This window comes from Novosphingobium sp. JCM 18896 (assembly GCF_025938095.1).
Classification (GTDB): Bacteria; Pseudomonadota; Alphaproteobacteria; order Sphingomonadales; family Sphingomonadaceae; genus Novosphingobium.
In genome coordinates this window covers 173,005-192,480 of the sequence record NZ_JAPCZF010000006.1, presented here as the reverse complement: position 1 = coordinate 192,480, position 19,476 = coordinate 173,005, and the positions used below count along the sequence as shown (strand labels likewise).

The window sequence follows — 19,476 nt, the reverse complement described above, 5'->3', positions numbered from 1 at the left end:
CGGCAACACTTTGTCACCGCAATCGCCGCGCGACGGGCGGTGCCGTGGTTGCGGTTACGCGCAGTTGCCGCCATGAATGTCAGTATGAGGAGCCTGATCCCCGCCGCCGCGCTGCTCGCGGCCCTTCCCGTCGCCTTTTCCGCCAACGCCCAAACGCTGCCGTCTTCGCAGGCGCTGAACTCACCGCCGATGGCCCAACCGATCGTGCGCGCCGTGCCCGATCCGCAGGATGTCGCCTGGCCCGGCGGCACGATCCGGCTCGACATCGACGCCAGCGACACGCAGCGCGGCGCCTATCGCGTGACCGAGACGATCCCGCTGGCCGCGGGCACGCGCAAGATCGCGCTGCTGCTGCCGCAGTGGCTGCCCGGCAACCATGGCCCGCGCGGACCCTTGGCCGAGCTCGCCGACCTGCGCTTCACGGTCGATGGCAAGCCCGTCGTTTGGCGCCGTGATCCGGTCGAGGTCTATGCCTTCCACGTCGATCTCCCCGAAGGCGCGCGCGAACTCGTGGCGAAGTTCGCCCACACGTCGCCTTTGCAGACCTCCGAGGGGCGCATCACCGTCACGCAGGAGATGCTCAACCTCCAGTGGGAGAAGATGAGCCTCTATCCGGCCGGGCATTACGTCCGCCGCATCCGCATCAAGCCCAGCGTGGTCCTGCCCAAGGGCTGGACCGCCGCTACGGCGCTCGATGGCCAGAGCGTTTCGGGCGACACGGTTCGCTGGGCCGAGACCGACTACGAAAGCCTGGTCGATTCGCCGATCTTCGCGGGCACTCACTTCCGCAAGTGGGACCTCGGCCACAAGGTCACGCTCAATGTCGTGGCCGACGAGCCCGAACTGCTCGCGGTCGCGCCGTCGAACCTGGCCAAGCTGACTGCCATGGTCGACGAGACCCTGGCGACCTTCGGGCGGCCGGCCTTCGATCGCTACGAGTTCCTGCTGGCGCTGACCGACCGCATGGGCGGCATCGGGCTCGAGCACCTGCGCTCGAGCGAGAACCAGATGGAGCCGCGCAACTTCATCGACTGGGAAGGCATGGACTGGGATCGCAACGTCCTGCCGCACGAGTTCGCGCATAGCTGGAACGGCAAGTATCGCCGCCCGGCGCGGCTGTGGACCCCCGACTATCGCCAGCCGATGCAGGACGACCTGCTGTGGGTCTACGAAGGCCAGACGCAGTTCTGGGGTCTGATCCACGCGGCGCGATCGGGCGTGCAGACGCGCGAGATGGTGCTCGGCATGCTGGCCAGCCAGGCCGGCAACTACGCCGAGCAGCCGGGCCGCGCGTGGCGCTCGGTCGAGGATACGACCTTCGATCCGGTCTTCGCCGCGCGAAAGCCCAAGCCCTATGGCACGCTCGCGCGCAGCGAGGACTACTACAACGAAGGCGCGCTGATCTGGCTCGAGGCCGATCAGATCATCCGTGCGGGTACCGGCGGTCGCAAGGGGCTCGACGACTTCGCGAAGGCCTTCTTCTCGTACAAGGGCGACGGCCCCTCGGCGACCTACGAGTTCGCCGATGTCGTCGCGACGCTCGATTCGGTCTATCGCTACGACTGGGCCGGTTTCCTGCGCACGCGCATCCAGGGCACGGGCCAGCCCGCGCCGCTCGCGGGGATCGAGAAGGGCGGCTATCGGCTGGTCTGGCGCGACGAGCCCAACGCCTACGACAAGGCGCGGATGGACGACGCCAAGTCGCTGAGCCTGACCTATTCGCTCGGCGTTTCGCTCGATCGCGAGGGCACGGTCACCGCGACGCAGTGGAACGGCCCGGCCTTCAACGCCGGCCTCGTGACCGGTGCCAAGATCGTCGCGGTCAACGGCCGCACCTACGATCACGACAAGATCAAGCAGGCGATCACCGCGGCCAAGACCGGCGCGAAGCCGATCGAGCTGCTGGTCAAGCGCGGCGACCGCTTCCTGACCGTGTCGGTGCCCTACAAGGGCGGGCTGCGCTGGCCCTGGCTCGAGCGCGCTTCGACGCGCGGCACCGCGCCGCTCGACAGCCTGATGGCGCCGCGGCGGGGCACGCCGGAGAAGTGACCGCGGCGCGCCGTCCGCTGGGCAACCGGATCGCGCCGGCGCGCTTCATCGGCTTTCTGGTCCTGCTGCTCGCCGGCTTCGTCGCCGCGCATTGGGCGCTCGGCGACGAATGGCAGGATGCGACGGCGCTGGCCTTCGACGGGGCGGCGCTGTGCTTTCTGGTCTCTCTGGTGCCGCTGCTGCGCGATAGCGGGGCCGCGGCGATGCGGCGCCATGCCGGCGAGAACGATGCCAACCGGCTGATGGTGCTGATCATCACCTCGCTGCTCACGGTCGTGGTGATGATCGCGGTCAGCGGCGAACTGCGCCACGTCCGCGGCGGCGATCCCTTCGCCGCGGTCAAGCTGGTCGGGACCTTGGTGCTGATCTGGCTCTTCGCCAATTCGGTCTACGCGATGCACTATGCGCACGACTACTATCGGCGCGACGGTCAAGGCGGTGATGGAGGCGGCGATGCGGGCGGGCTCGACTTTCCCGGCACCCAGACCCCATCCTATTCCGACTTCGCCTATTTCGCCTTCACCCTGGGCATGACCTTCCAGACCTCCGACGTCGCGGTGACCGCGCCGACCTTGCGCCAGGTGGTTATCCTGCACAGCTTCGCCGCCTTCGTCTTCAACATCGGCGTCATCGCTTTCACGATCAACGTGCTGGGCGGAGGCGGGTAGCGGAGGTTTCGCAAGAAACCGTGCTTTTTTGGCGTGCCGCACGCAAGGTTGCTGTTGCGGTGCACCATGGTCGGGTCTAGGGGCGCGGGCATGCGTATCGACCTGATCCCTACGGGCGACAACCCGCCCGAGAGCCTGAACGTCATCATCGAAGTGCCCGTCGGCGGCGAACCCGTGAAATACGAGTTCGACAAGGAATCGGGCGCTCTGTTCGTGGACCGCATCCTGCACACGCCGATGCGTTACCCTGCGAACTACGGCTTCGTGCCGCACACGCTGTCGCCCGACGGCGATCCGCTCGACGCGCTGGTCATCGCGCGCTCGCCCTTCGTCCCGGGCTGCGTCGTCCGCGCGCGCCCGATCGCGGTGCTGAACCTCGAAGACGAAGCCGGCGGCGACGAGAAGCTCGTCTGCGTGCCCGACGACAAGACCTTCCCCTACTATTCCGAAGTCGCCGAGAAGGACGACCTGCCCGGCATCGTCATGGAGCAGATCGAGCACTTCTTCACGCACTACAAGGATCTCGAGAAGAAGAAGTGGGTGCGCATCGGCACCTGGGGCGGCGCCGAAGACGCCCGCCGCATCACGGTCGAAGCGATCGAGCGCTACCAGGCCAACAAGAAGGGCTGATTTCCGCCCAGGCGGAAGTGCTGCAAATTCGAAGGGAGGGCTCGCTGCCCTCCCTTTTTGCTTTCAGTCGCCGGCGGTTCAATTCCCGGCGCCTTAATCCCCGGCGATCGTCAGTCCGTCGACGCGGATCGTCGGCACGTTGATCGGGCGGAACCATTCGAGATCGTTCGCCGGCGTCATCGCCGCGAACATGTCGAGCAGATTGCCGGCGATGGTGAATTCGGCCACCGGGCCGACCTTCTCGCCATTGACCACGCGGAAGCCCGAGGCGCCGCGGCTGTAGTCGCCGGTCACGCCGTTGACGCCGTGGCCGATCAGTTCGGTCACGTAGACCCCGTCCGTGATGTCGGCCATCAGCGCCTGCGGGCTGACCGTGCCCGCGGCGAGGTGCAGGTTGCTGACCGAAGCGCCCGGCGCGCCGCCGTGCCCGCGCGAGGCATGTCCGGTGGGCTGAAGGCCGAGCTGGCGGGCCGAAGCGCTTTCGAGCAGCCAGGTGGTGATGCGGCCGTCCTCGACCAGCGCGCGCCGCGCCGTGGCCAGGCCTTCGCCGTCGAACGGGCGCGAGCGCAGCCCGCGCGGCAGGTGCGGATCCTCGATCACCTGCACGCCGCTGTCGAACAGCTGCTCGCCCAGGCGGTCGAGCAGGAAGCTCGATCGCCGTGCGATCGACGATCCGGCCATGGCGCCGATCAGGTGGCCGACCAAGGTGCCGCCGACTCTCGGATCGAACACCACGGGCATCGGCCCGCTTTTGAGCTTGCCCGGATTGAGCCGTGCGACCGCGCGGTTGCCGGCGATCTCGCCGATTTCGGCCGGGCTGGGCAGGTCGGCGGTGTGGCGGGCGGAGCGCCAGCCGTAGTCGCGCTGCATGTTGGCGCCCTCGCCGGCGACGACGCTGGCCGACAGCCCGCGGCTGGTCGTGGCGTAGGAGCCCGAAAAGCCGTGGCTCGTGGCGAGCGCGAAGAGCCCGCGTCCGGCGCTGGCGCCGCCGCCCTCGGAATTGGTCACGCCGGGCACGGCGCGGGCGGCGTCCTCGGCCGCCTCGGCGATCGCGCGCAGGGTCTGCGGGCTGGGCTCCTCGGCATCCTCGAGATCGAGCGCGGGGAAGGGACCGCGGGTCAGCAGGTCTCCGGGGGCAAGCCCGGCATAGGGATCTTCGGGTGCCGAACGCGCCATGGCGACCGCGCGCGCGGCCAGTTCGTCGAGCGCCGCGTCGCCCATGTCGCTCGAACCGATCGAGGCCGAGCGCGTGCCGATGAACACGCGCAGGCCAATGTGCTCGCTCTCCGAGCGCTCGACGTCCTCGAGCTTGCCGAGGCGGACCTGGATGCTTTCGGAAGCGTCGGCCGAATAGACCGCGTCGGCGGCGTCGGCGCCGGCCTTGCGCGCCCGCTGGAGCAGCGCCTCTGCGCGTTCCTGGGCGGCTTCGAGGCTGAGCATTGGGCACTCCTTCAAACGCTTACGTCGCGCGGGTGAAGGGGCGGCTCTAGTCCTCGCGGGCGGGAAGGGCAACGTCCGGGATCACGGGTGCCGGACCGTCATTTCGGCAGATGTTTCAGGCGAAGGTGAGGGCCAGCAGCTTGAACAGGCCGGTCAGCGCGAAAGGCAGGCCGATCGCCATGACCCACAGCGCCAGGCGATCGCGGCGGAAATAGCCGGCCATCGAGGGGTCGTGGGCCTGCTCTTCGGTCAGGCGGTTCCAGCGGCGTTCGAACCGGCGGCAGGCCGGAATGATCGCGCCGACCAGCACGACGAGCGCGAGGTAGGGCAGCAGCGAGGCGCCTTCGGACTTGAGCGCGCCCATCGTCACGAAGATCTGGAGGGCGGTGTAGACGAGGAGGGCGTAAGCGATGTTGTCGCTCATCCGGCGGCGCCAGTCGACCGACTTGGCTTCGTTCGGACGGGCTTCCGTCTGCGGCGCGATGAAACCGCGCTGCCACACCTTCGCCATTCCCAATCCTCTCTTATTACATCGGAAGCGGAGTAAATCATCGAATCGTCGATCGATCAAGCGGGTTAACCACGCCGCGCCCCAGCCCGTCTATGCCGAGCGGCGATCTGCCATGCATAAAACCTGCCAAGTGGTTAAAGGGCGCTTGCCCATCATCCCGCCGCCCCCTACATCGCGCAGGACATGACCGACATCATGACGCAGACGGCCTCGCCCGAGGTGGCAGGACAGAACGACAGCGCGGCACCGCCGATCCCGCAGGGCGGGCTCGAAGTGGTGTCGATCGCCAAGAGCTATGACAAGCGCGCGGTGTTGACCGACATCTCGCTGTCGGTGGCGCGCGGCGAAGTGCTCGGCCTGCTCGGCCCCAACGGTGCCGGCAAGACCACCTGCTTCTATTCGGTGATGGGCCTGGTGAAGCCCGATGCCGGGCGCATCCTGCTCGACGGCGTCGATATCACCAGCCTGCCGATGTACCGCCGTGCCGTGCTCGGCCTCGGCTATCTGCCGCAGGAAACTTCGATCTTCCGCGGCATGACGGTCGAGGAGAACATCGGCTGCGTGCTCGAACTGATCGAGCCCGACAAGGCCGTGCGCGCGCAGGAACTCGACCGCCTGCTCGAGGAGTTCAGCCTGACCCGGCTGCGCGCGAGCCCGGCCATGGCGCTTTCGGGCGGCGAGCGCCGCCGCTGCGAGATCGCCCGCGCGCTCGCGGCCAAGCCGTCGATCATGCTGCTCGACGAGCCCTTCGCCGGTATCGATCCTTTGTCGATCGCCGACATCCGCCATCTCGTGCGCGATCTCAAGACGCGCGGCATCGGCGTGCTGATCACCGATCACAACGTCCGCGAGACGCTCGACATCTGCGATCGCGCCTGCATCGTCTATGGCGGCCAGGTGCTGTTCTCGGGATCGCCCGAGGCGCTGGTCGCCGACGAGAACGTGCGCCGGCTCTATCTGGGCGAGGATTTCACGTTGTGATCCTTCGACAAGCTCAGGATGAGCGGATGTCCGCTCGGGATGAGCGGATGTCGGTTATTGCTCCACCCCCGCTCATGCTGAGCTTGCCGAAGCACTGATCTATGGCGTTGGGGCCCCGCCTAGATCTACGTCAGACCCAGTCGCTGGTCATGACGCCGCAGCTTCAGCAGGCGATCAAGCTGCTGGCGCTGTCCAATCTCGAGATCGAGACCTTCATCGGCGAGGCGCTCGAGGCCAATCCGCTGCTCGACCTGGGCGAGGTGGCACCACCGGCGGCCGAAGCGGTCGAAATTCCTGAGGAAGCTCGTCGCACCAGCCTCGAAAGCTCGCCGGTCGATGCGCTGATCGGCGAGGGGCGGGCTGCCGACGACCGGCCGCTCGACATCGACCCGACGACGCTCGATCGCGATCGCGACACCGGTGATTTCGATAGCGGCGATTGGGGCGGCGACAGCCGCTTCACCATGGGCGAGGAAGGCCCGTCGATCGAAGAGCGCGGTGGCGGCGAGGAGACCCTGGCCGAGCATCTCGAGGCGCAGATCGGAACGGCGACCGACGATCCGCGCAGCGCTGCGATCGCGCGGTACCTGATCGGCCAACTCGACGATGCGGGCTACCTGCCGGTATCCCTGCGCGACGTGGCCGAGGATCTCGGCCTGGCGCTCGCCGAAGTCGAGGAAGGGCTGGCGCTGGTCCAGACGCTCGATCCCACCGGCGTCGGCGCACGTTCGCTCGGCGAATGCATCGCGCTCCAGGCGCAGGAGGCAGATCGCTACGATCCGGCGATGGCGCGGTTGATCGACAATCTCGATCTCGTCGCGCGCGGCGATTTCGCGCGGCTCAAGCGCATCTGCAGTGTCGACGACGAGGACTTCGCCGACATGCTGTCCGAGCTCAAGGGCTACGACCCCAAGCCGGGCCTGCGTTTCGGCGGCGGGGTCGGGGCGCCGGTCACCCCCGACATCCTGATCACCGCGCGCGCCGACGGCGGCTGGGACATCGCGCTGAACCAGGCGACCCTGCCGCGGCTGATCGTCAACCGCTCCTACTACGTCGAGCTCAAGGGCTCGTGCACCGATAAGCCGTCGAAGGGCTGGCTGTCGGAAAAGCTGGCCGACGCCAACTGGCTGATCAAGGCGCTCGACCAGCGCCAGAAGACGATCCTCAAGGTCGCGGCCGAAATCGTGCGCCAGCAGGACGGCTTCTTCCGGCATGGCGTCTCGCACCTGAAGCCGCTGACCCTGCGCGCCGTGGCCGAGACGATCGGCATGCACGAATCGACCGTGAGCCGCGTCACCTCGAACAAGTATCTCCAGTGCGAGCGCGGGCTGTTCGAGCTCAAGTACTTCTTCACCTCGGGCGTCGCCGCGGCCGATGGCGAAGGGGCGGTTTCGGCCCAGGCGGTCAAGGCGGCGATCCGCTCGCTGATCGATGCCGAGGATGCCAAGGCGATCCTCTCCGACGACGCGCTGGTGGACCTGCTGCGCGAGAAGGGCTTCGATCTCGCCCGCCGCACCGTGGCCAAGTACCGCGAGGCGATCGGCCTGGGCAGTTCGGTCCAGCGGCGCCGGCAGAAGGCCCTGGCGGCCGTCCGCTAGGTTTGGCTGTGTCCTTTCGGGACGAATACTGAGCCTGCCTATAATTTACTCAGTTAGCTTAGATTTTATACTTGTTCTGTTTAGTATAAATTTGTTTTCAGATGAAACTATCCTGATAAATTTGGCTCCTCAAAACGGTCTCCCAAGTATTGGCCTTGGGGGGCGAAAAAGAGAGGAGTGCCATGGCCTATACCGACCACAGGGCTGGAGGAAACCAGCGGGCCGTAGCGACGGCTGTCGTGGCCCTGATCCAGGGGGCTGCGATCGTCGCGCTGATCAACGGTTTCACCGTCAAGTTCTTCGACCGCCCGCCGCCCCCGCGGACCGAGGCCGCGCAGATTCCGCTCACGCCGATCCCGGTTCCGCCTTCACCGCCCGACCAGACGATCGAGAAGCCCATAATCGAATCGAGAACGCAGGTGCCCGACGTGGTCCTGACGCCGCGCCAAATTCCGGCAGATCCGGTTCCGCTGCAGCCGCTTCCCGACTTCATCCCGGCACCTCATGCCGATCCGCTGCCCCAGCCGTCGCCGACGCAGACGTTCACTCCGCGCGCCGCCAAGCCGCGCAACGCGCCGGGCGGCTGGGCGACCACGAATGACTATCCGTCGCGCGATCTGCGCGAAGGCAATCAGGGTACCACGCGCTTCACCTTGGCAATCGATGCCAATGGTCGGGTGCAGAACTGCACGGTGATCGCGAGCAGCGGTCATCCGGGGCTGGACCAGGCAACCTGCGAAAAGGTTTCGCGTCGCGCGCAGTTCGAGCCAGCGACCGATGGTGAAGGCAAGCGCGTGCCTTCGACCTATACCAGCGCGATCCGCTGGCAGATTCCTCGGGACTGAACGATCCCCCTAATCGGACGGTCCTGAGAACATCGGCATCCTCTCCGGCGGTCACGACCGGGGAGGGTGTCGATGGCCCATCTGGCGCAGATCGGCACAACCGAACCGAGGCAGCCTAGGCTTCGGCGCGCTTCCGGGCGAACCACAGGACGTGGATGTCGGCATCGTCCTTGTGTCCGTCGTTCACCTCGACCTCGGCGACATCGAAGCCGGCATCGCGCAGTTTCGCGGGAAAATGCGCGTCGGGTTCGGCCGACCAGACGGCGAGGATGCCGTCGTGCTTGAGCGCGCGGCTGGCCGCCTCGAGCCCGCTCGGCGAATAGAGATAGTCGTTTTGCGCGCGGGTCAGACCCTCGGGCCCATTGTCGACGTCGAGCAGGATGGCGTCGTAGCTGTCGATCGCGGCGTTGATCAGCGTGGCGACGTCTTCGTCGACGAGCATCACCCGCGCGTCGTCGAGGCAGCCGGCGGTCACGGCCTGCATCGGGCCGCGCGCCCATTGAATGATTTCGGGGACCAGCTCGGCCACGGTGACGCAAGCATCGGCGTCGAGCGCGGCCAGCGCGGCGCGCAGGGTGAAGCCCATGCCATAGCCGCCGATCAGCCATTCCGACGCGGTTCGCGCGCCCAACCGGGCATGGGTCATCGTCGCGAGCGCGATCTCGGATGCGCTGACGCGTGTGCTCATCAACTCGTTGTCCTCGAGCACGATCGAGAACTCGTCGTCATGGCGGATGAGGCGCAGCTCGATCCCGCCGGGCACCCGCGCGCGGCCGATGCATTCGCCGTCGTCGAGTAGCAGGGCCTTGCCGGCGCAAACCGCGTCGTCGCTCGCGCCCTTCGTGGGTGATACGCGCGCAAGCGGGAGGGGAGGGGGAATCATGCTTACGAAATGCTCCCGGACTTGAGCGGGAGCACGATCGTCTGTCTGCCGCGAGCAGGCCAGTATGGCCTGCGCGACCGCCCTAGCGCATCGCGGCGCACTACGCGAACGCATTCGCGCGTGAATTCTCGGCCGGTCGACCGCCGATGCAGCGCCTGCGACCAAGGTCTGACGCAGAACTACGATATTCCCAAGCTATCCGGCCCCGCCTATCTGACAGCTCGCTCGGTAGCGACACACGATGTGATCGGCTCCGCGAGGCTCCGGCAAGGCGTCATGACAGGTACCTATCGTTTCCAGAATGCGGGATCCGACCCGATGGTCGTGCGCATCGAGATGTGGTGCGACGAGATTCGCGTGCCCGTGGGATCGGTGCTCGTGCTGACCTGCCATTCGCTGACTCAGCCGCAACCGGCGACGATCGAGCGGACGCCGGACGGGCTCGTGTTCTGGCCCGAATGCGCGTCCTATGCGGCCGAACTCGATGGCCGGCCCTATCCGCTGCCCTCGCAGGCCTAGTCTCCGGTCAGGTCCAGTCCCAGCGCGACTTCCAGGTCGGCCAGCGCCTGCGCGCCACTGGTAACCTTGATCGCGTGCATGCCGAGCATGGCCGCCGGTTTGCAGTTGATGCCGAGGTCGTCGAGATAGACGCAGGTCTCGGGCGCGACACCCAGCCTTTCGCACATCAGCGCATAGATCCGCGGATCGGGCTTGCGCAGGCCGACCCGCGCGCTTTCGATCACCTGCTCGAAATGGCCCAGGGCCTCGGCATAGGCCGGCTTCAGCGCTGCACCGGGCTGGCTCTCTTCGGACAGCACGTTGTTGGTGATGCAGCCGAGGCGATAGCCGGCAGCGCGGAGCTTGCCGAGCGCCGCGACCATTTCGGGCCGGACGGCACCGGCGATCACCGAGAGTACCGCACACCCCGACAGCCGGTGACCCAGCGCCTCGCTTTCCGCGGCGAAGAGCGTGTCGAACGCGGCGGTGTCGATTTCGGAGCGTTCGAGCCGCGCCCAGGCGTTGTCGTCGGGATTGGTGGCATTGACCCGGCGGATCAGCCCCGCGGGCAGGCCGCGCTCGGCTTCGAGGCGTGTGAAGCCCTCGAAGGGGCTGGCGGTGATGACGCCGCCGAAGTCGAAGATGACGGCAGTGAACGGAAGCGGCACGATTCGGTCTTTCTCGGCTGAGATTTTCGGCAGGATTTGATCGCGCTCAAGGCGGAACGGCCCTAATGACGGTTCGTTAGAAAAGAACAACAGGGAGATCGCGATGCGTTCCATCCTAGTCCACGCAGACCGCAGCCGGGCGATGCCGGCCCGGCTCGAGACCGCACTGGCGCTGGCGCGTGCTGGCGAAGGGCACATCACCCTCCTCGTCGATACGCCGATCGGCCGCTACATCTCGATGGACCCGATGGGCGGATCCTACGTCGCCTCCGACGCGATGCAGCAGGCGCTGGCCGACGACGATGGCCAGGCCGCACGGCTGCGGGCGCAACTCCACGAGGCGGGCCTGCCCTACGACGTCATCCGCAGCGAGGACGAGCCGGTTGCCGCCCTGGCCGTGGCGTCGCGGCTGGCCGACGTCGTGATCGTCTCGCGCACCAGCGCGATCGCCGGCGAGGTGGTCCTGGCGACACGCACGCCGGTCCTGGTCCTGCCCGACGACAAGCCGCTGGCCGTGCCCGTCGCCAATGCCTGCGTCGCCTGGGACGGCGGCAACGAGGTGGCGGCGGCATTGCGCGGGGCGATCCCGCTGCTCGCACGCTGCGCTTCGGTCAACGTGCTCACGGTCGGCGAGAAGCCCGGCGGCTTTCCCGCGGCCGACGCGGTGCGCTACCTCGCGCGGCATTCGATCAAGGCGGTCCCGCACGAACTGACGCGCAAGGGCTCGACCGAGGAGACCCTGGCGGCGGCCGTGCTCAAGCTCGGCGGCGACCTGCTGATCATGGGCGCCTATGGCCGCAGCCGGATGCGCGAATTCCTGTTCGGCGGGGTGACGCGCTATTTCCTCGAGGACTGTCCGCGCCCGGCGCTGCTGATGGCCCACTGATCGCACCGATCGGGCTCGCGATCGCGGCAAACCCCCGGTTTGCGGGAGAAATGCTCACCCAGGTAAGTTCCTGACGCAGCGCAGCACGCAGTGTGTTGCAAACACCTGAGTCAGTAATAAATGAGACATATTCTGTTATTTTAACAAATAAAATCAATATTATATCTGTCACTGCAACCATGGTTGCATTTTTTGCATCATTAACCAGTTATTTCGCACTTGCACAAAAGGGCGATTCGGCACATATAGGACAGGCCTTTCAGGCATCCTCTCCCAAAACTTCCAAGGCCCGGTCGGCAACGATCGGGCCTTTTTTTCGACCGGGCTCCCCGGGCACCCCCTTTGCAATCGCAAGGCGCAGTTCCTAGCTTGCTGAGACCCCCATGCGGGGGACGCCAATCGGGGAACAATCGACATGGCCGATGCTACGGCAAGCGTGGAAGAACGGACGGTAAGGCTGCAGGTCGCAGCCGCGCGCCAGGAAGAAAGCGGGCACGGCATCGCCCGCCTGCCCAAGTCGGCGCTCTCGGCGCTCGGCGCGCTCGAGGGCGATGCCCTGGAGATTTCGGGCAAGCGCACGACCGTGGCCCGCGCCGTCGCCGCCTATGCCGAGGACGAGGCGATCGAGGTGATTCGCCTCGACGGCCTGCAGCGCGCCAATGCCGAAGTCGGCTCGGGCGATCACGTTACCATCCGCAAGGCCGAATCGCGGCCCGCGCAGCGCGTAGTCTTCGCGCCCGCCCAGCGCGAGATGCGCCTCCAGGGTCCGTCGGTCGCGCTCAAGCGCAATTTCTTCGGCCGGCCGCTGCTCGCGGGTGACATCGTCGCCACCGCCGGCCAGCAGCAGGTCCGCGACATGCCGCCGCAGGTCCAGCGCATGTTCAACGCGCCGGCCTATGCGCTGACCCAGATCCGCCTGACCGTCGTGTCGACGAGCCCCAAGGGCATCGTCCACATCGACGAGAACACCGAGGTCGAGCTGCGCGAGGAGTTCGAGGAAGCGCGGCTGAGCCGCGCCGGCCTCAACTACGACGACGTCGGCGGCATGGGCGACACGATCCGCCAGCTGCGCGAGATGGTCGAGCTGCCTTTGCGCTATCCCGAACTGTTCACCCGCCTCGGCGTCGATCCGCCGCGCGGCGTGCTGCTGCACGGCCCGCCGGGCACGGGCAAGACCATGCTCGCGCGCGCCGTGGCGAACGAGAGCGAGGCCAGCTTCTTCATCATCAACGGGCCCGAGATCATGGGCTCGGGCTATGGCGAGAGCGAAAAGGCCCTGCGCGAGGTGTTCGAGGAGGCGAGCAAGTCTTCGCCGTCGATCATCTTCATCGACGAGATCGATTCGATCGCGCCCAAGCGCGAGCAGGTCCATGGCGAGACCGAGAAGCGTCTGGTCGCGCAGCTTCTGACCCTGATGGACGGGCTGCAGGCGCGTTCGAACATCGTCGTCATCGCCGCGACCAACCGGCCTGATGCGATCGACGAGGCGCTGCGGCGTCCCGGCCGCTTCGACCGCGAGATCGTCATCGGTGTGCCCGACGAGAAGGGCAGGCGCGAGATCATCGGCATCCACACGCGCGGCATGCCGCTCGATCCCGGCGTCGACCTCGGCGAACTCGCGCGCACGACGCATGGCTTCGTCGGTGCCGACCTGGCGGCGCTGACCCGCGAGGCGGCGATCGAGGCCGTGCGCCGGATCATGCCCAAGCTCGATCTCGAGGCGCAGACGATCCCGCCCGAAGTGCTCGAAAGCCTTTCGGTCCTGCGCGAGGACTTCGTCGCGGCGCTGAAGCGCGTCCAGCCTTCGGCGATGCGCGAGGTCATGGTGCAGGTGCCGAACATCGGCTGGGCCGACATCGGCGGGCTCGACAACGCGCAGCTCAAGCTCAAGGAGGGCGTCGAGCTGCCGATGAAGAACCCCGAGGCATTCCACCGCCTGGGTATCCGTCCGGCCAAGGGCTTCCTGCTCTATGGCCCCCCGGGTACCGGCAAGACCTTGCTGGCCAAGGCCGTGGCGAAGGAGGCCGAGGCCAACTTCATCGCGATCAAGTCGTCCGACCTCTTGTCGAAGTGGTACGGCGAGAGCGAGCAGCAGATCGCCCGACTGTTCGCCCGCGCCCGCCAGGTCGCGCCCTGCGTGATCTTTATCGACGAGATCGACAGCCTCGTGCCCGCGCGTGGCTCAGGCGGCGGCGCCGAACCGCAGGTGACGGGGCGCGTGGTCAACACGATCCTCGCCGAGATGGACGGCATGGAGGAACTGCAGTCGGTCGTGCTGATCGGCGCGACCAACCGCCCGGCGCTGGTCGATCCGGCGCTGCTGCGGCCGGGCCGCTTCGACGAGCTGGTCTATGTCGGCACGCCGAGCGAGGAAGGCCGCGAGCACATCCTCAAGATCCACACGGCGAAGATGCCGCTGGCCGATGACGTGAACCTCAAGGTGATCGCCTCGGAGACCGAGCGCTTCACCGGGGCCGATCTCGAGGACGTGGTGCGCCGCGCCGGCCTCATCGCCATCCGCAAGCGCGGTGCGGCGGTGGTGCAGGTGACCGCCGACGACTTCGCCGACGCGCTGGCCGACAGCCGTGCGACGGTGACCGCCGAGATGGAAGCCGACTACGAGAAGATGAAGGGCGAGCTCAAGAAGCGCGCCATGGAAGTCTCGCCGATCGGCTTCATCGCCCCCGGCATGCTAGAGTCGACGCGCGAGCGGAAGCACGGGTAAGCCAACGTAGAATGTCAGAGGCGCCGTCCCGGGTTTTACCCCGGGGCGGCGTTTCTCATTTCTCCAGCAGCCGCGCCAACTGCGCGAGCGCCGTGCCCCAGCCTTCGTAGAAGCCCATCTCGTCGTGCTTGCGCGCCTCGGCTTCGGTCTTGTGCAACACCCGCGCGGTATAGCGCGTGCCACCGTCCTCGGGCGTGAAGGTGATCTGCGCCGTCAGCGCCAGCCAGGGTTCGCCCGGCCGCCAGTCCTCGATCAGCGAGGTGGTGAAGGTCAGCTTCCGCTCGGGCTCGATCTCGAGGAAGCAGCCTTCGACGTGCGGCTGGAATTCGCCTCCGGCCTTTGCGGCGTCTCCTTCGCGCATCATCGTCTCGAAGCCACCGCCGGGGCGCAGGTCGAGCTTGATGACCTTGCATTCGTAGGGTTCGGGGATCCACCACTGTGCGAAATGATGCGGATCGCTCCAGGCCTGCCAGACCGCGGCGGGCGGGGCCTTGATCAGGCGCGAGATCGTCAGGTCGGCGCTCATTGTCCTTGCTCCTTGTGGATGTGGTTCTCGACATAGGCCGCCAGGCGATCGGCGCGGCCTTCCCAGATTGCGCGCTGCTCGGCGATCCAGCTCTCGGCCGCGGCCAGGCGGGCCGGTTGCAGGTGGCAGACGCGCACGCGCCCGGTCTTGCCCGAGCCGACCAGTCCCGAATCCTCGAGCACCTTGAGATGCTTGAGGAAGGTCGGGAGGCCGATCGCGAAAGGCTGGGCCAGTTCGCTGACGGAGGCGGGGCCGGTGATCAGGCGACTGATCACCGCGCGGCGGGTCGGGTCGGCGAGGGCGTGAAAGGCCGAATCGAGCGATGCGATATTGTTTGCCATATGGCGAACTATTGTTGGATAGTTTTCCGAATGGCAAACTGTTTTCGGCAGTTGATGATCAGGTGGTCTTCAGCGCCTCGGGCATTTCGGCGCGCAGCCATTCGACCATCGCCTCGCGCATGGCTAGCCGCAGGCGCGTCAGTGCGGCGGGATCGGCGGCGCTGAGGACGAGCTTGAGCTCGAGGTGATCGACCTTGAGCTCGGAGACCTGTAGCGCGCCGGTGCGCTTGTCCCAGTCGGCCTGATCCTCGAGCAGCGCCTCGAAGGCGGCGCGGATCGGCGCGATCGCGTGGCCGGGCACGATCGGCAGGATGACGTTGCCGGTGAGCCCGCCAGCGACGCGGGTCCAGTTCTGAAAGCTGGTTTCGAGGAAGCGCGCGGTCGGCACGATGATCCGCCGCTCGTCGGCCGTGCGGATCACGACATAGGTCATGCGGATGTCCTCGACCCGCCCGGTCTCACCCTCGATGACGACGAGGTCGCCGATGCGGATCGGCTCGCTCAGCGCCATCTGGATGCCGGCGATCAGAGATTTGAGGGCGGGCTGTGCCGCCGCGCCGACCGCCAGGGTGGCGACGCCGGCCGAGGCCATCAGGGTCACGCCGACGTTGCGCACGCCGGGTATGCCCAGCAGCATCAGCGCCACGGTGACGAAGACGATGACGAAGCCGAGGCTGCGCGAGAGGATGGCGATGCGCGTGCGGCGGCTGCGCACGGCGAGCTCGTCGTCGGACAGTTCGGCGCGGTCCGACATGACCACGGCGAAGGCCTTGACCAGCGCGAAGGCGACCCAGCCGAGCAGCGCGGGCACGACGAAGCGCGCGACGCTGCCCCAGATCTGCGCGAGCATCGGCTGGTTCTCGGCCGCGAGTGAGACGCAGACCGCCGCGAGCGACCAGCGCAGCGGCTGGCGCAGGCGATCGACGACGACGTCGTCCGACCGCGTCGGCGAGAGCCGCGCGATCCGGTCGAGCACGGCGAACAGCACGAAATGGACGAGGAAGGCGAAGACCAGCGCGATGCCGGCGACGATTGCGGCGCTGGTGCCGTTTTCGGCCCAGTGCAGAATCTCGGCGGTCGTCGGCAGCCTCAATGCGCGGCTCCCCAGCTCCCCCCGAAGCCGATCTCGACGCCGAGCGGCACGTCGAGCGTGACCGCGGGCTGCGCCGCCTCGGCCATGACCTGGCGGATCACCGGCGCGGCCTTCTCGGCATCGCCCTCGGGCGCTTCGAACACGAGTTCGTCGTGGACCTGGAGCAGCATCTTCACCTGCGGCAGGCCGGCGTCGAGCAGCGCCGGGCCCATGCGCGCCATCGCGCGCTTGATGATGTCGGCGCTGGTGCCCTGGATCGGCGCGTTGATCGCCGCGCGCTCGCTGCCCTGGCGCTCGGCCTGCTGCTTGGAGTTGATCCGCGGGAACCAGGTCTTGCGGCCGAACAGCGTTTCCGAATAGCCGCGCTCGCGCACGGTCTCGAGCGTGTGGACGATGTACTTCTGGATGCCGGGGAAGCGTTCGAAATAGCGGTCGATCATCGCTTGTGCCTCTTCCGCCGGCACGCCGAGCCGGCCGCCGAGGCCCCAGCGCGAGATGCCGTAGAGGATCGCGAAGTTGATCGTCTTGGCCCGCCCGCGCGTGTCGCGGTCGACCGTGCCGAACATCTCCATCGCCGTGCGCGCATGGATGTCCTCGCCCTGCGCGAAGGCCTCCTTGAGCGGCGGCACGTCGGCCATGTGCGCGGCGAGGCGTAGTTCGATCTGGCTATAGTCGGCCGAGAGCAGGACATTGCCGGGTTCGGCGACGAAGCAGTCGCGGATCTGGCGGCCGATCTCGGTGCGGATCGGGATGTTCTGCAGGTTGGGCTCGGTCGAGGACAGGCGCCCCGTCTGCGCACCGACCAGCGAGTACGAGGTGTGCACGCGCTGGGTCTGCGGATTGATCGCCGCCTGCAGCGCCTCGGTATAGGTCGAGCGCAGCTTCGAGAGCTGGCGCCATTCGAGCACGCGCGTGGCGATCTCGGCGCCTTGCCCGGCCAGGCCTTCGAGAATGCCCTGGTCGGTCGAATACTGGCCGCTCTTGCCCTTCTTGCCGCCCTTGTAGCCGAGCTTGTCGAACAATACGTCGCCGAGCTGCTTGGGGCTGCCGATCGTGAAGGGCTCGCCGGCGAGGCCGTGGATCACGCCTTCGAGCTTGGCGATCTCGGTGGCGAATTCGGTCGAGAGACCGGCCAGCCGCTCGCGGTCGACCTTGATGCCGTGGCGCTCCATTTGCGCGACCACCGGGATCAGCGGCCGGTCGACGCGCTCGTAGACGCGCGTGCCGCCCTCGTCGGCCAGGCGCGGGCGCAGCAGGCGGTGGAGCCGCCAGGTGACGTCGGCATCCTCGGCCGCATAGCGCGTCGCGCGGTCGAGCGGGACTTCGCCGAAGGGGATCGCCTTCTTGCCGCTGCCGCAGATGTCCTTGAAGGTCAGCGTGGTATGCGACAGGTGGCGCGTCGCCAGTTCGTCCATGCCGTGGCCGCCGCCGATGCCTTCTTCGCTGCGTCCGGCGTCGAGCGCGAAGCTGACGATCATCGTGTCGTCGATCGGCGCGACCCGCACGCCGTGGCGGGCGAGCACGTTGAGGTCGTACTTGATGTTCTGGCCGACCTTGAGGACGGCGTCGCTCTCGAGCAGCGGCTTGAGCAGAGCCAGCGCCTCGGCCTTGTCGACCTGCTCGGGCTTCTCGGCGAACATGTCGGTGCCGCCGTGGCCGAGCGGCACGTAGCAGGCGTCGTTGGGCCCCAATGCCAGGCTGATGCCGACGAGATCGGCGCGCATCGCGTCGAGCGCGGAGGTCTCGGTATCGACCGCAACCATGCGCGCGGCGAAGGCGCGCTCGATCCAGTGTTGCAACCGCTCGCGCGTCTGGACGCATTCGTAGGCGTCGAGATCGACCGCGGGCATTTCGGGCAGCGGCTGGCGGTTGCCGCCGGTCGCGACCGGGGCGCCGGCGGTGACGGGCCCAAGTCGATTCATGGGGGCCGGATTGAGCTGGGTCGCGCGATCGGGGCTGCCGGCGCCGGTGTCGAGGCGCTTGAGCAGGCTGGTGAAGCCGTGGGTCGACAGGAAGGCGGCCAGCGGCTCGGGCGGGATCGTGCCGAGCTTGAGCTCGTCGAGCGTCATCGGCAGCGGGCAGTCTTCCTTGAGCGCGACCAGTTGGCGCGACAGGCGCGCCATGCCGGCCTGCTCGATCAGGCTCTCGCGCAGCTTGCCGGCCTTCATCGTCGGCGCCGCGGCCAGCGCCGATTCGAGATCGCCGTAATCCTGGATCAGCTTCGATGCGGTCTTCGGGCCGATGCCGCGGATGCCGGGGACGTTGTCGACCGAATCGCCCATCAGCGCGAGCACGTCGCCGACCTTCTCGGGCGGCACGCCGAACTTCTCGATCACCTCGGGGATGTCGATCCGCGCGTTCTTCATCGTGTCGAGCATGTCGACACAGCCACCCTCCACGCCGTCATCGCCCTGCGCGCACTTGCCGACGAGCTGCATCAGGTCCTTGTCGGACGAGACGATCGTCACGTCCCAGCCCTTGCGCGTCGCCTCGCGGGCATAGGAGGCGATGACGTCGTCGGCCTCGACCCCCGGCTCCTCGATGCAGGGCAGCGAGAAGGCGCGGGTGGCATCGCGAATCAAGGGGAACTGCGGAACCAGATCCTCGGGCGGCGGCGGCCGGTTGGCCTTGTACTGGTCGTAGAGGTCGTTGCGGAACGAGACCGAAGACTTGTCGAGAATGACGGCCAGATGGGTCGGCCCGTCGGCCTTGTGGAGATCGTCGGCGAGCTTCCACAGCATCGTCGTATAGCCATAGACCGCGCCGACCGGCGTCCCCTCGGGATTGGTCAGCGGCGGGAGGCGATGATAGGCGCGGAAGATGTAGGCCGAGCCGTCGACCAGGTAGAGATGCTGCTTGGGCTCCATTTTTTCTACCTAGCCGGTGATGCCTCCGGGGGGAAGCGCCCGACCGTCGCGAGAGTGCCAAATATGGCGGAAATTAGGCGGGGATTGGGCCTGCTCGGTCACAACCTCGACACAATCTGGTTCTAGAGTGGCCCTATCGCCCAGCCCTGAACAGCGGCCAAAAGTGACTAGATGCTTGCATCGGCACGCCAAGCTGGTTAATTGACGACCGAAGTCTACTGCTGCAGTAGGCTTTCGGCCCGGCCTTGTGCCGTGCTTGGTCCACTC

General features: G+C 67.2%; 17 protein-coding genes. 9 read left to right on the top strand and 8 right to left on the bottom strand.

Annotation, left to right across the window (positions count from 1 at the left end; genetic code table 11):
• Positions 1-84: 84 nt before the first annotated feature.
• From OLX23_RS20765 to ppa, 3 genes are all read left to right on the top strand, one after another.
• Positions 85-2,049 carry a M61 family metallopeptidase gene (locus OLX23_RS20765; RefSeq protein WP_264447052.1) on the top strand — a complete coding sequence of 655 codons (1,965 nt, stop codon included), beginning with the start codon at positions 85-87 and terminating at the stop codon, positions 2,047-2,049.
• Positions 2,046-2,717 carry a DUF1345 domain-containing protein gene (locus OLX23_RS20760; protein WP_264447051.1) on the top strand — a complete coding sequence of 224 codons (672 nt, stop codon included), beginning with the start codon at positions 2,046-2,048 and terminating at the stop codon, positions 2,715-2,717. The genes OLX23_RS20765 and OLX23_RS20760 overlap by 4 nt, the downstream gene beginning before the upstream one ends.
• Before the next feature lie 90 nt (positions 2,718-2,807).
• Entirely contained in the window at positions 2,808-3,347 is a 540-nt protein-coding gene (gene ppa / locus OLX23_RS20755) for an inorganic diphosphatase (protein WP_264447050.1), read from the top strand.
• A 93-nt stretch (positions 3,348-3,440) separates the two neighbouring features.
• On the opposite strand, the gene OLX23_RS20750 is transcribed toward ppa, so the two are convergent.
• Positions 3,441-4,787: a TldD/PmbA family protein gene (locus OLX23_RS20750; protein WP_264447049.1), complete on the bottom strand. Its 1,347-nt coding sequence runs from the start codon at positions 4,785-4,787 to the stop codon at positions 3,441-3,443.
• Positions 4,788-4,902: 115 nt separating this feature from the next.
• Positions 4,903-5,298, bottom strand: a complete 396-nt coding sequence (locus tag OLX23_RS20745) for a hypothetical protein (protein ID WP_264447048.1) — start codon at positions 5,296-5,298, stop codon at positions 4,903-4,905.
• A 183-nt stretch (positions 5,299-5,481) separates the two neighbouring features.
• Between OLX23_RS20745 and lptB the strand changes: the two genes are divergently transcribed.
• The 3 genes from lptB (at position 5,482) to OLX23_RS20730 (ending at position 8,722) form a co-directional block, all read left to right on the top strand.
• Positions 5,482-6,279 carry an LPS export ABC transporter ATP-binding protein gene (gene lptB, locus OLX23_RS20740; protein ID WP_264447047.1) on the top strand — a complete coding sequence of 266 codons (798 nt, stop codon included), beginning with the start codon at positions 5,482-5,484 and terminating at the stop codon, positions 6,277-6,279.
• A gap of 101 nt (positions 6,280-6,380) precedes the next feature.
• On the top strand, positions 6,381-7,877 hold the full coding sequence (rpoN, locus tag OLX23_RS20735) for an RNA polymerase factor sigma-54 (protein WP_264447046.1): 1,497 nt from the start codon (positions 6,381-6,383) through the stop codon (positions 7,875-7,877).
• A gap of 182 nt (positions 7,878-8,059) precedes the next feature.
• A complete protein-coding gene (locus tag OLX23_RS20730; RefSeq protein WP_264447045.1) occupies positions 8,060-8,722 on the top strand; it encodes an energy transducer TonB in 663 nt (220 codons plus the stop codon).
• Between the two features lie 115 nt (positions 8,723-8,837).
• On the opposite strand, the gene OLX23_RS20725 is transcribed toward OLX23_RS20730, so the two are convergent.
• Complete coding sequence (locus tag OLX23_RS20725) at positions 8,838-9,605, bottom strand: spermidine synthase (protein ID WP_264447044.1); 768 nt, start codon at positions 9,603-9,605, stop codon at positions 8,838-8,840.
• Positions 9,606-9,881: 276 nt separating this feature from the next.
• Here OLX23_RS20725 and OLX23_RS20720 point away from each other — a divergent pair, with 276 nt between their 5' ends.
• Complete coding sequence (locus OLX23_RS20720; protein ID WP_264447043.1) at positions 9,882-10,124, top strand: hypothetical protein; 243 nt, start codon at positions 9,882-9,884, stop codon at positions 10,122-10,124.
• Here the strand turns inward: OLX23_RS20720 and OLX23_RS20715 are convergent.
• On the bottom strand, positions 10,121-10,771 hold the full coding sequence (locus OLX23_RS20715; protein WP_264447042.1) for an HAD-IA family hydrolase: 651 nt from the start codon (positions 10,769-10,771) through the stop codon (positions 10,121-10,123). The genes OLX23_RS20720 and OLX23_RS20715 overlap by 4 nt on opposite strands.
• A gap of 103 nt (positions 10,772-10,874) precedes the next feature.
• Here OLX23_RS20715 and OLX23_RS20710 point away from each other — a divergent pair, with 103 nt between their 5' ends.
• On the top strand, positions 10,875-11,657 hold the full coding sequence (locus OLX23_RS20710) for a universal stress protein (RefSeq protein ID WP_264447041.1): 783 nt from the start codon (positions 10,875-10,877) through the stop codon (positions 11,655-11,657).
• A 415-nt stretch (positions 11,658-12,072) separates the two neighbouring features.
• Positions 12,073-14,382, top strand: a complete 2,310-nt coding sequence (locus OLX23_RS20705) for a CDC48 family AAA ATPase (RefSeq protein WP_264447040.1) — start codon at positions 12,073-12,075, stop codon at positions 14,380-14,382.
• Positions 14,383-14,437: 55 nt separating this feature from the next.
• On the opposite strand, the gene OLX23_RS20700 is transcribed toward OLX23_RS20705, so the two are convergent.
• Genes OLX23_RS20700 through polA form a run of 4 tightly spaced genes read right to left on the bottom strand, consistent with a single transcriptional unit; the run spans position 14,438 to position 19,209 of the window.
• Positions 14,438-14,908: an SRPBCC family protein gene (locus tag OLX23_RS20700; RefSeq protein ID WP_264447039.1), complete on the bottom strand. Its 471-nt coding sequence runs from the start codon at positions 14,906-14,908 to the stop codon at positions 14,438-14,440.
• Positions 14,905-15,249: an ArsR/SmtB family transcription factor gene (locus tag OLX23_RS20695; RefSeq protein WP_264447037.1), complete on the bottom strand. Its 345-nt coding sequence runs from the start codon at positions 15,247-15,249 to the stop codon at positions 14,905-14,907. The genes OLX23_RS20700 and OLX23_RS20695 overlap by 4 nt, the downstream gene beginning before the upstream one ends.
• Before the next feature lie 58 nt (positions 15,250-15,307).
• Complete coding sequence (locus OLX23_RS20690; RefSeq protein WP_264447036.1) at positions 15,308-16,342, bottom strand: mechanosensitive ion channel family protein; 1,035 nt, start codon at positions 16,340-16,342, stop codon at positions 15,308-15,310.
• Positions 16,339-19,209, bottom strand: coding sequence for a DNA polymerase I (gene polA, locus OLX23_RS20685; protein ID WP_264447035.1), 2,871 nt, complete (start codon positions 19,207-19,209; stop codon positions 16,339-16,341). The genes OLX23_RS20690 and polA overlap by 4 nt, the downstream gene beginning before the upstream one ends.
• Positions 19,210-19,476: the final 267 nt, after the last annotated feature.

Excerpts from the sequence above, each read along its gene's own strand:
- OLX23_RS20765 (WP_264447052.1), top strand. The coding sequence starts at position 85 with ATGAGGAGCCTGATCCCCGCCGCCGCGCTGCTCGCGGCCCTTCCCGTC.
- ppa (WP_264447050.1), top strand. The coding sequence starts at position 2,808 with ATGCGTATCGACCTGATCCCTACGGGCGACAACCCGCCCGAGAGCCTG.
- OLX23_RS20750 (WP_264447049.1), bottom strand. The coding sequence starts at position 4,787 with ATGCTCAGCCTCGAAGCCGCCCAGGAACGCGCAGAGGCGCTGCTCCAG.
- OLX23_RS20745 (WP_264447048.1), bottom strand. The coding sequence starts at position 5,298 with ATGGCGAAGGTGTGGCAGCGCGGTTTCATCGCGCCGCAGACGGAAGCC.
- lptB (WP_264447047.1), top strand. The coding sequence starts at position 5,482 with ATGACCGACATCATGACGCAGACGGCCTCGCCCGAGGTGGCAGGACAG.
- rpoN (WP_264447046.1), top strand. The coding sequence starts at position 6,381 with ATGGCGTTGGGGCCCCGCCTAGATCTACGTCAGACCCAGTCGCTGGTC.
- OLX23_RS20730 (WP_264447045.1), top strand. The coding sequence starts at position 8,060 with ATGGCCTATACCGACCACAGGGCTGGAGGAAACCAGCGGGCCGTAGCG.
- OLX23_RS20725 (WP_264447044.1), bottom strand. The coding sequence starts at position 9,605 with ATGATTCCCCCTCCCCTCCCGCTTGCGCGCGTATCACCCACGAAGGGC.
- OLX23_RS20720 (WP_264447043.1), top strand. The coding sequence starts at position 9,882 with ATGACAGGTACCTATCGTTTCCAGAATGCGGGATCCGACCCGATGGTC.
- OLX23_RS20710 (WP_264447041.1), top strand. The coding sequence starts at position 10,875 with ATGCGTTCCATCCTAGTCCACGCAGACCGCAGCCGGGCGATGCCGGCC.
- OLX23_RS20705 (WP_264447040.1), top strand. The coding sequence starts at position 12,073 with ATGGCCGATGCTACGGCAAGCGTGGAAGAACGGACGGTAAGGCTGCAG.
- OLX23_RS20700 (WP_264447039.1), bottom strand. The coding sequence starts at position 14,908 with ATGAGCGCCGACCTGACGATCTCGCGCCTGATCAAGGCCCCGCCCGCC.
- OLX23_RS20695 (WP_264447037.1), bottom strand. The coding sequence starts at position 15,249 with ATGGCAAACAATATCGCATCGCTCGATTCGGCCTTTCACGCCCTCGCC.
- polA (WP_264447035.1), bottom strand. The coding sequence starts at position 19,209 with ATGGAGCCCAAGCAGCATCTCTACCTGGTCGACGGCTCGGCCTACATC.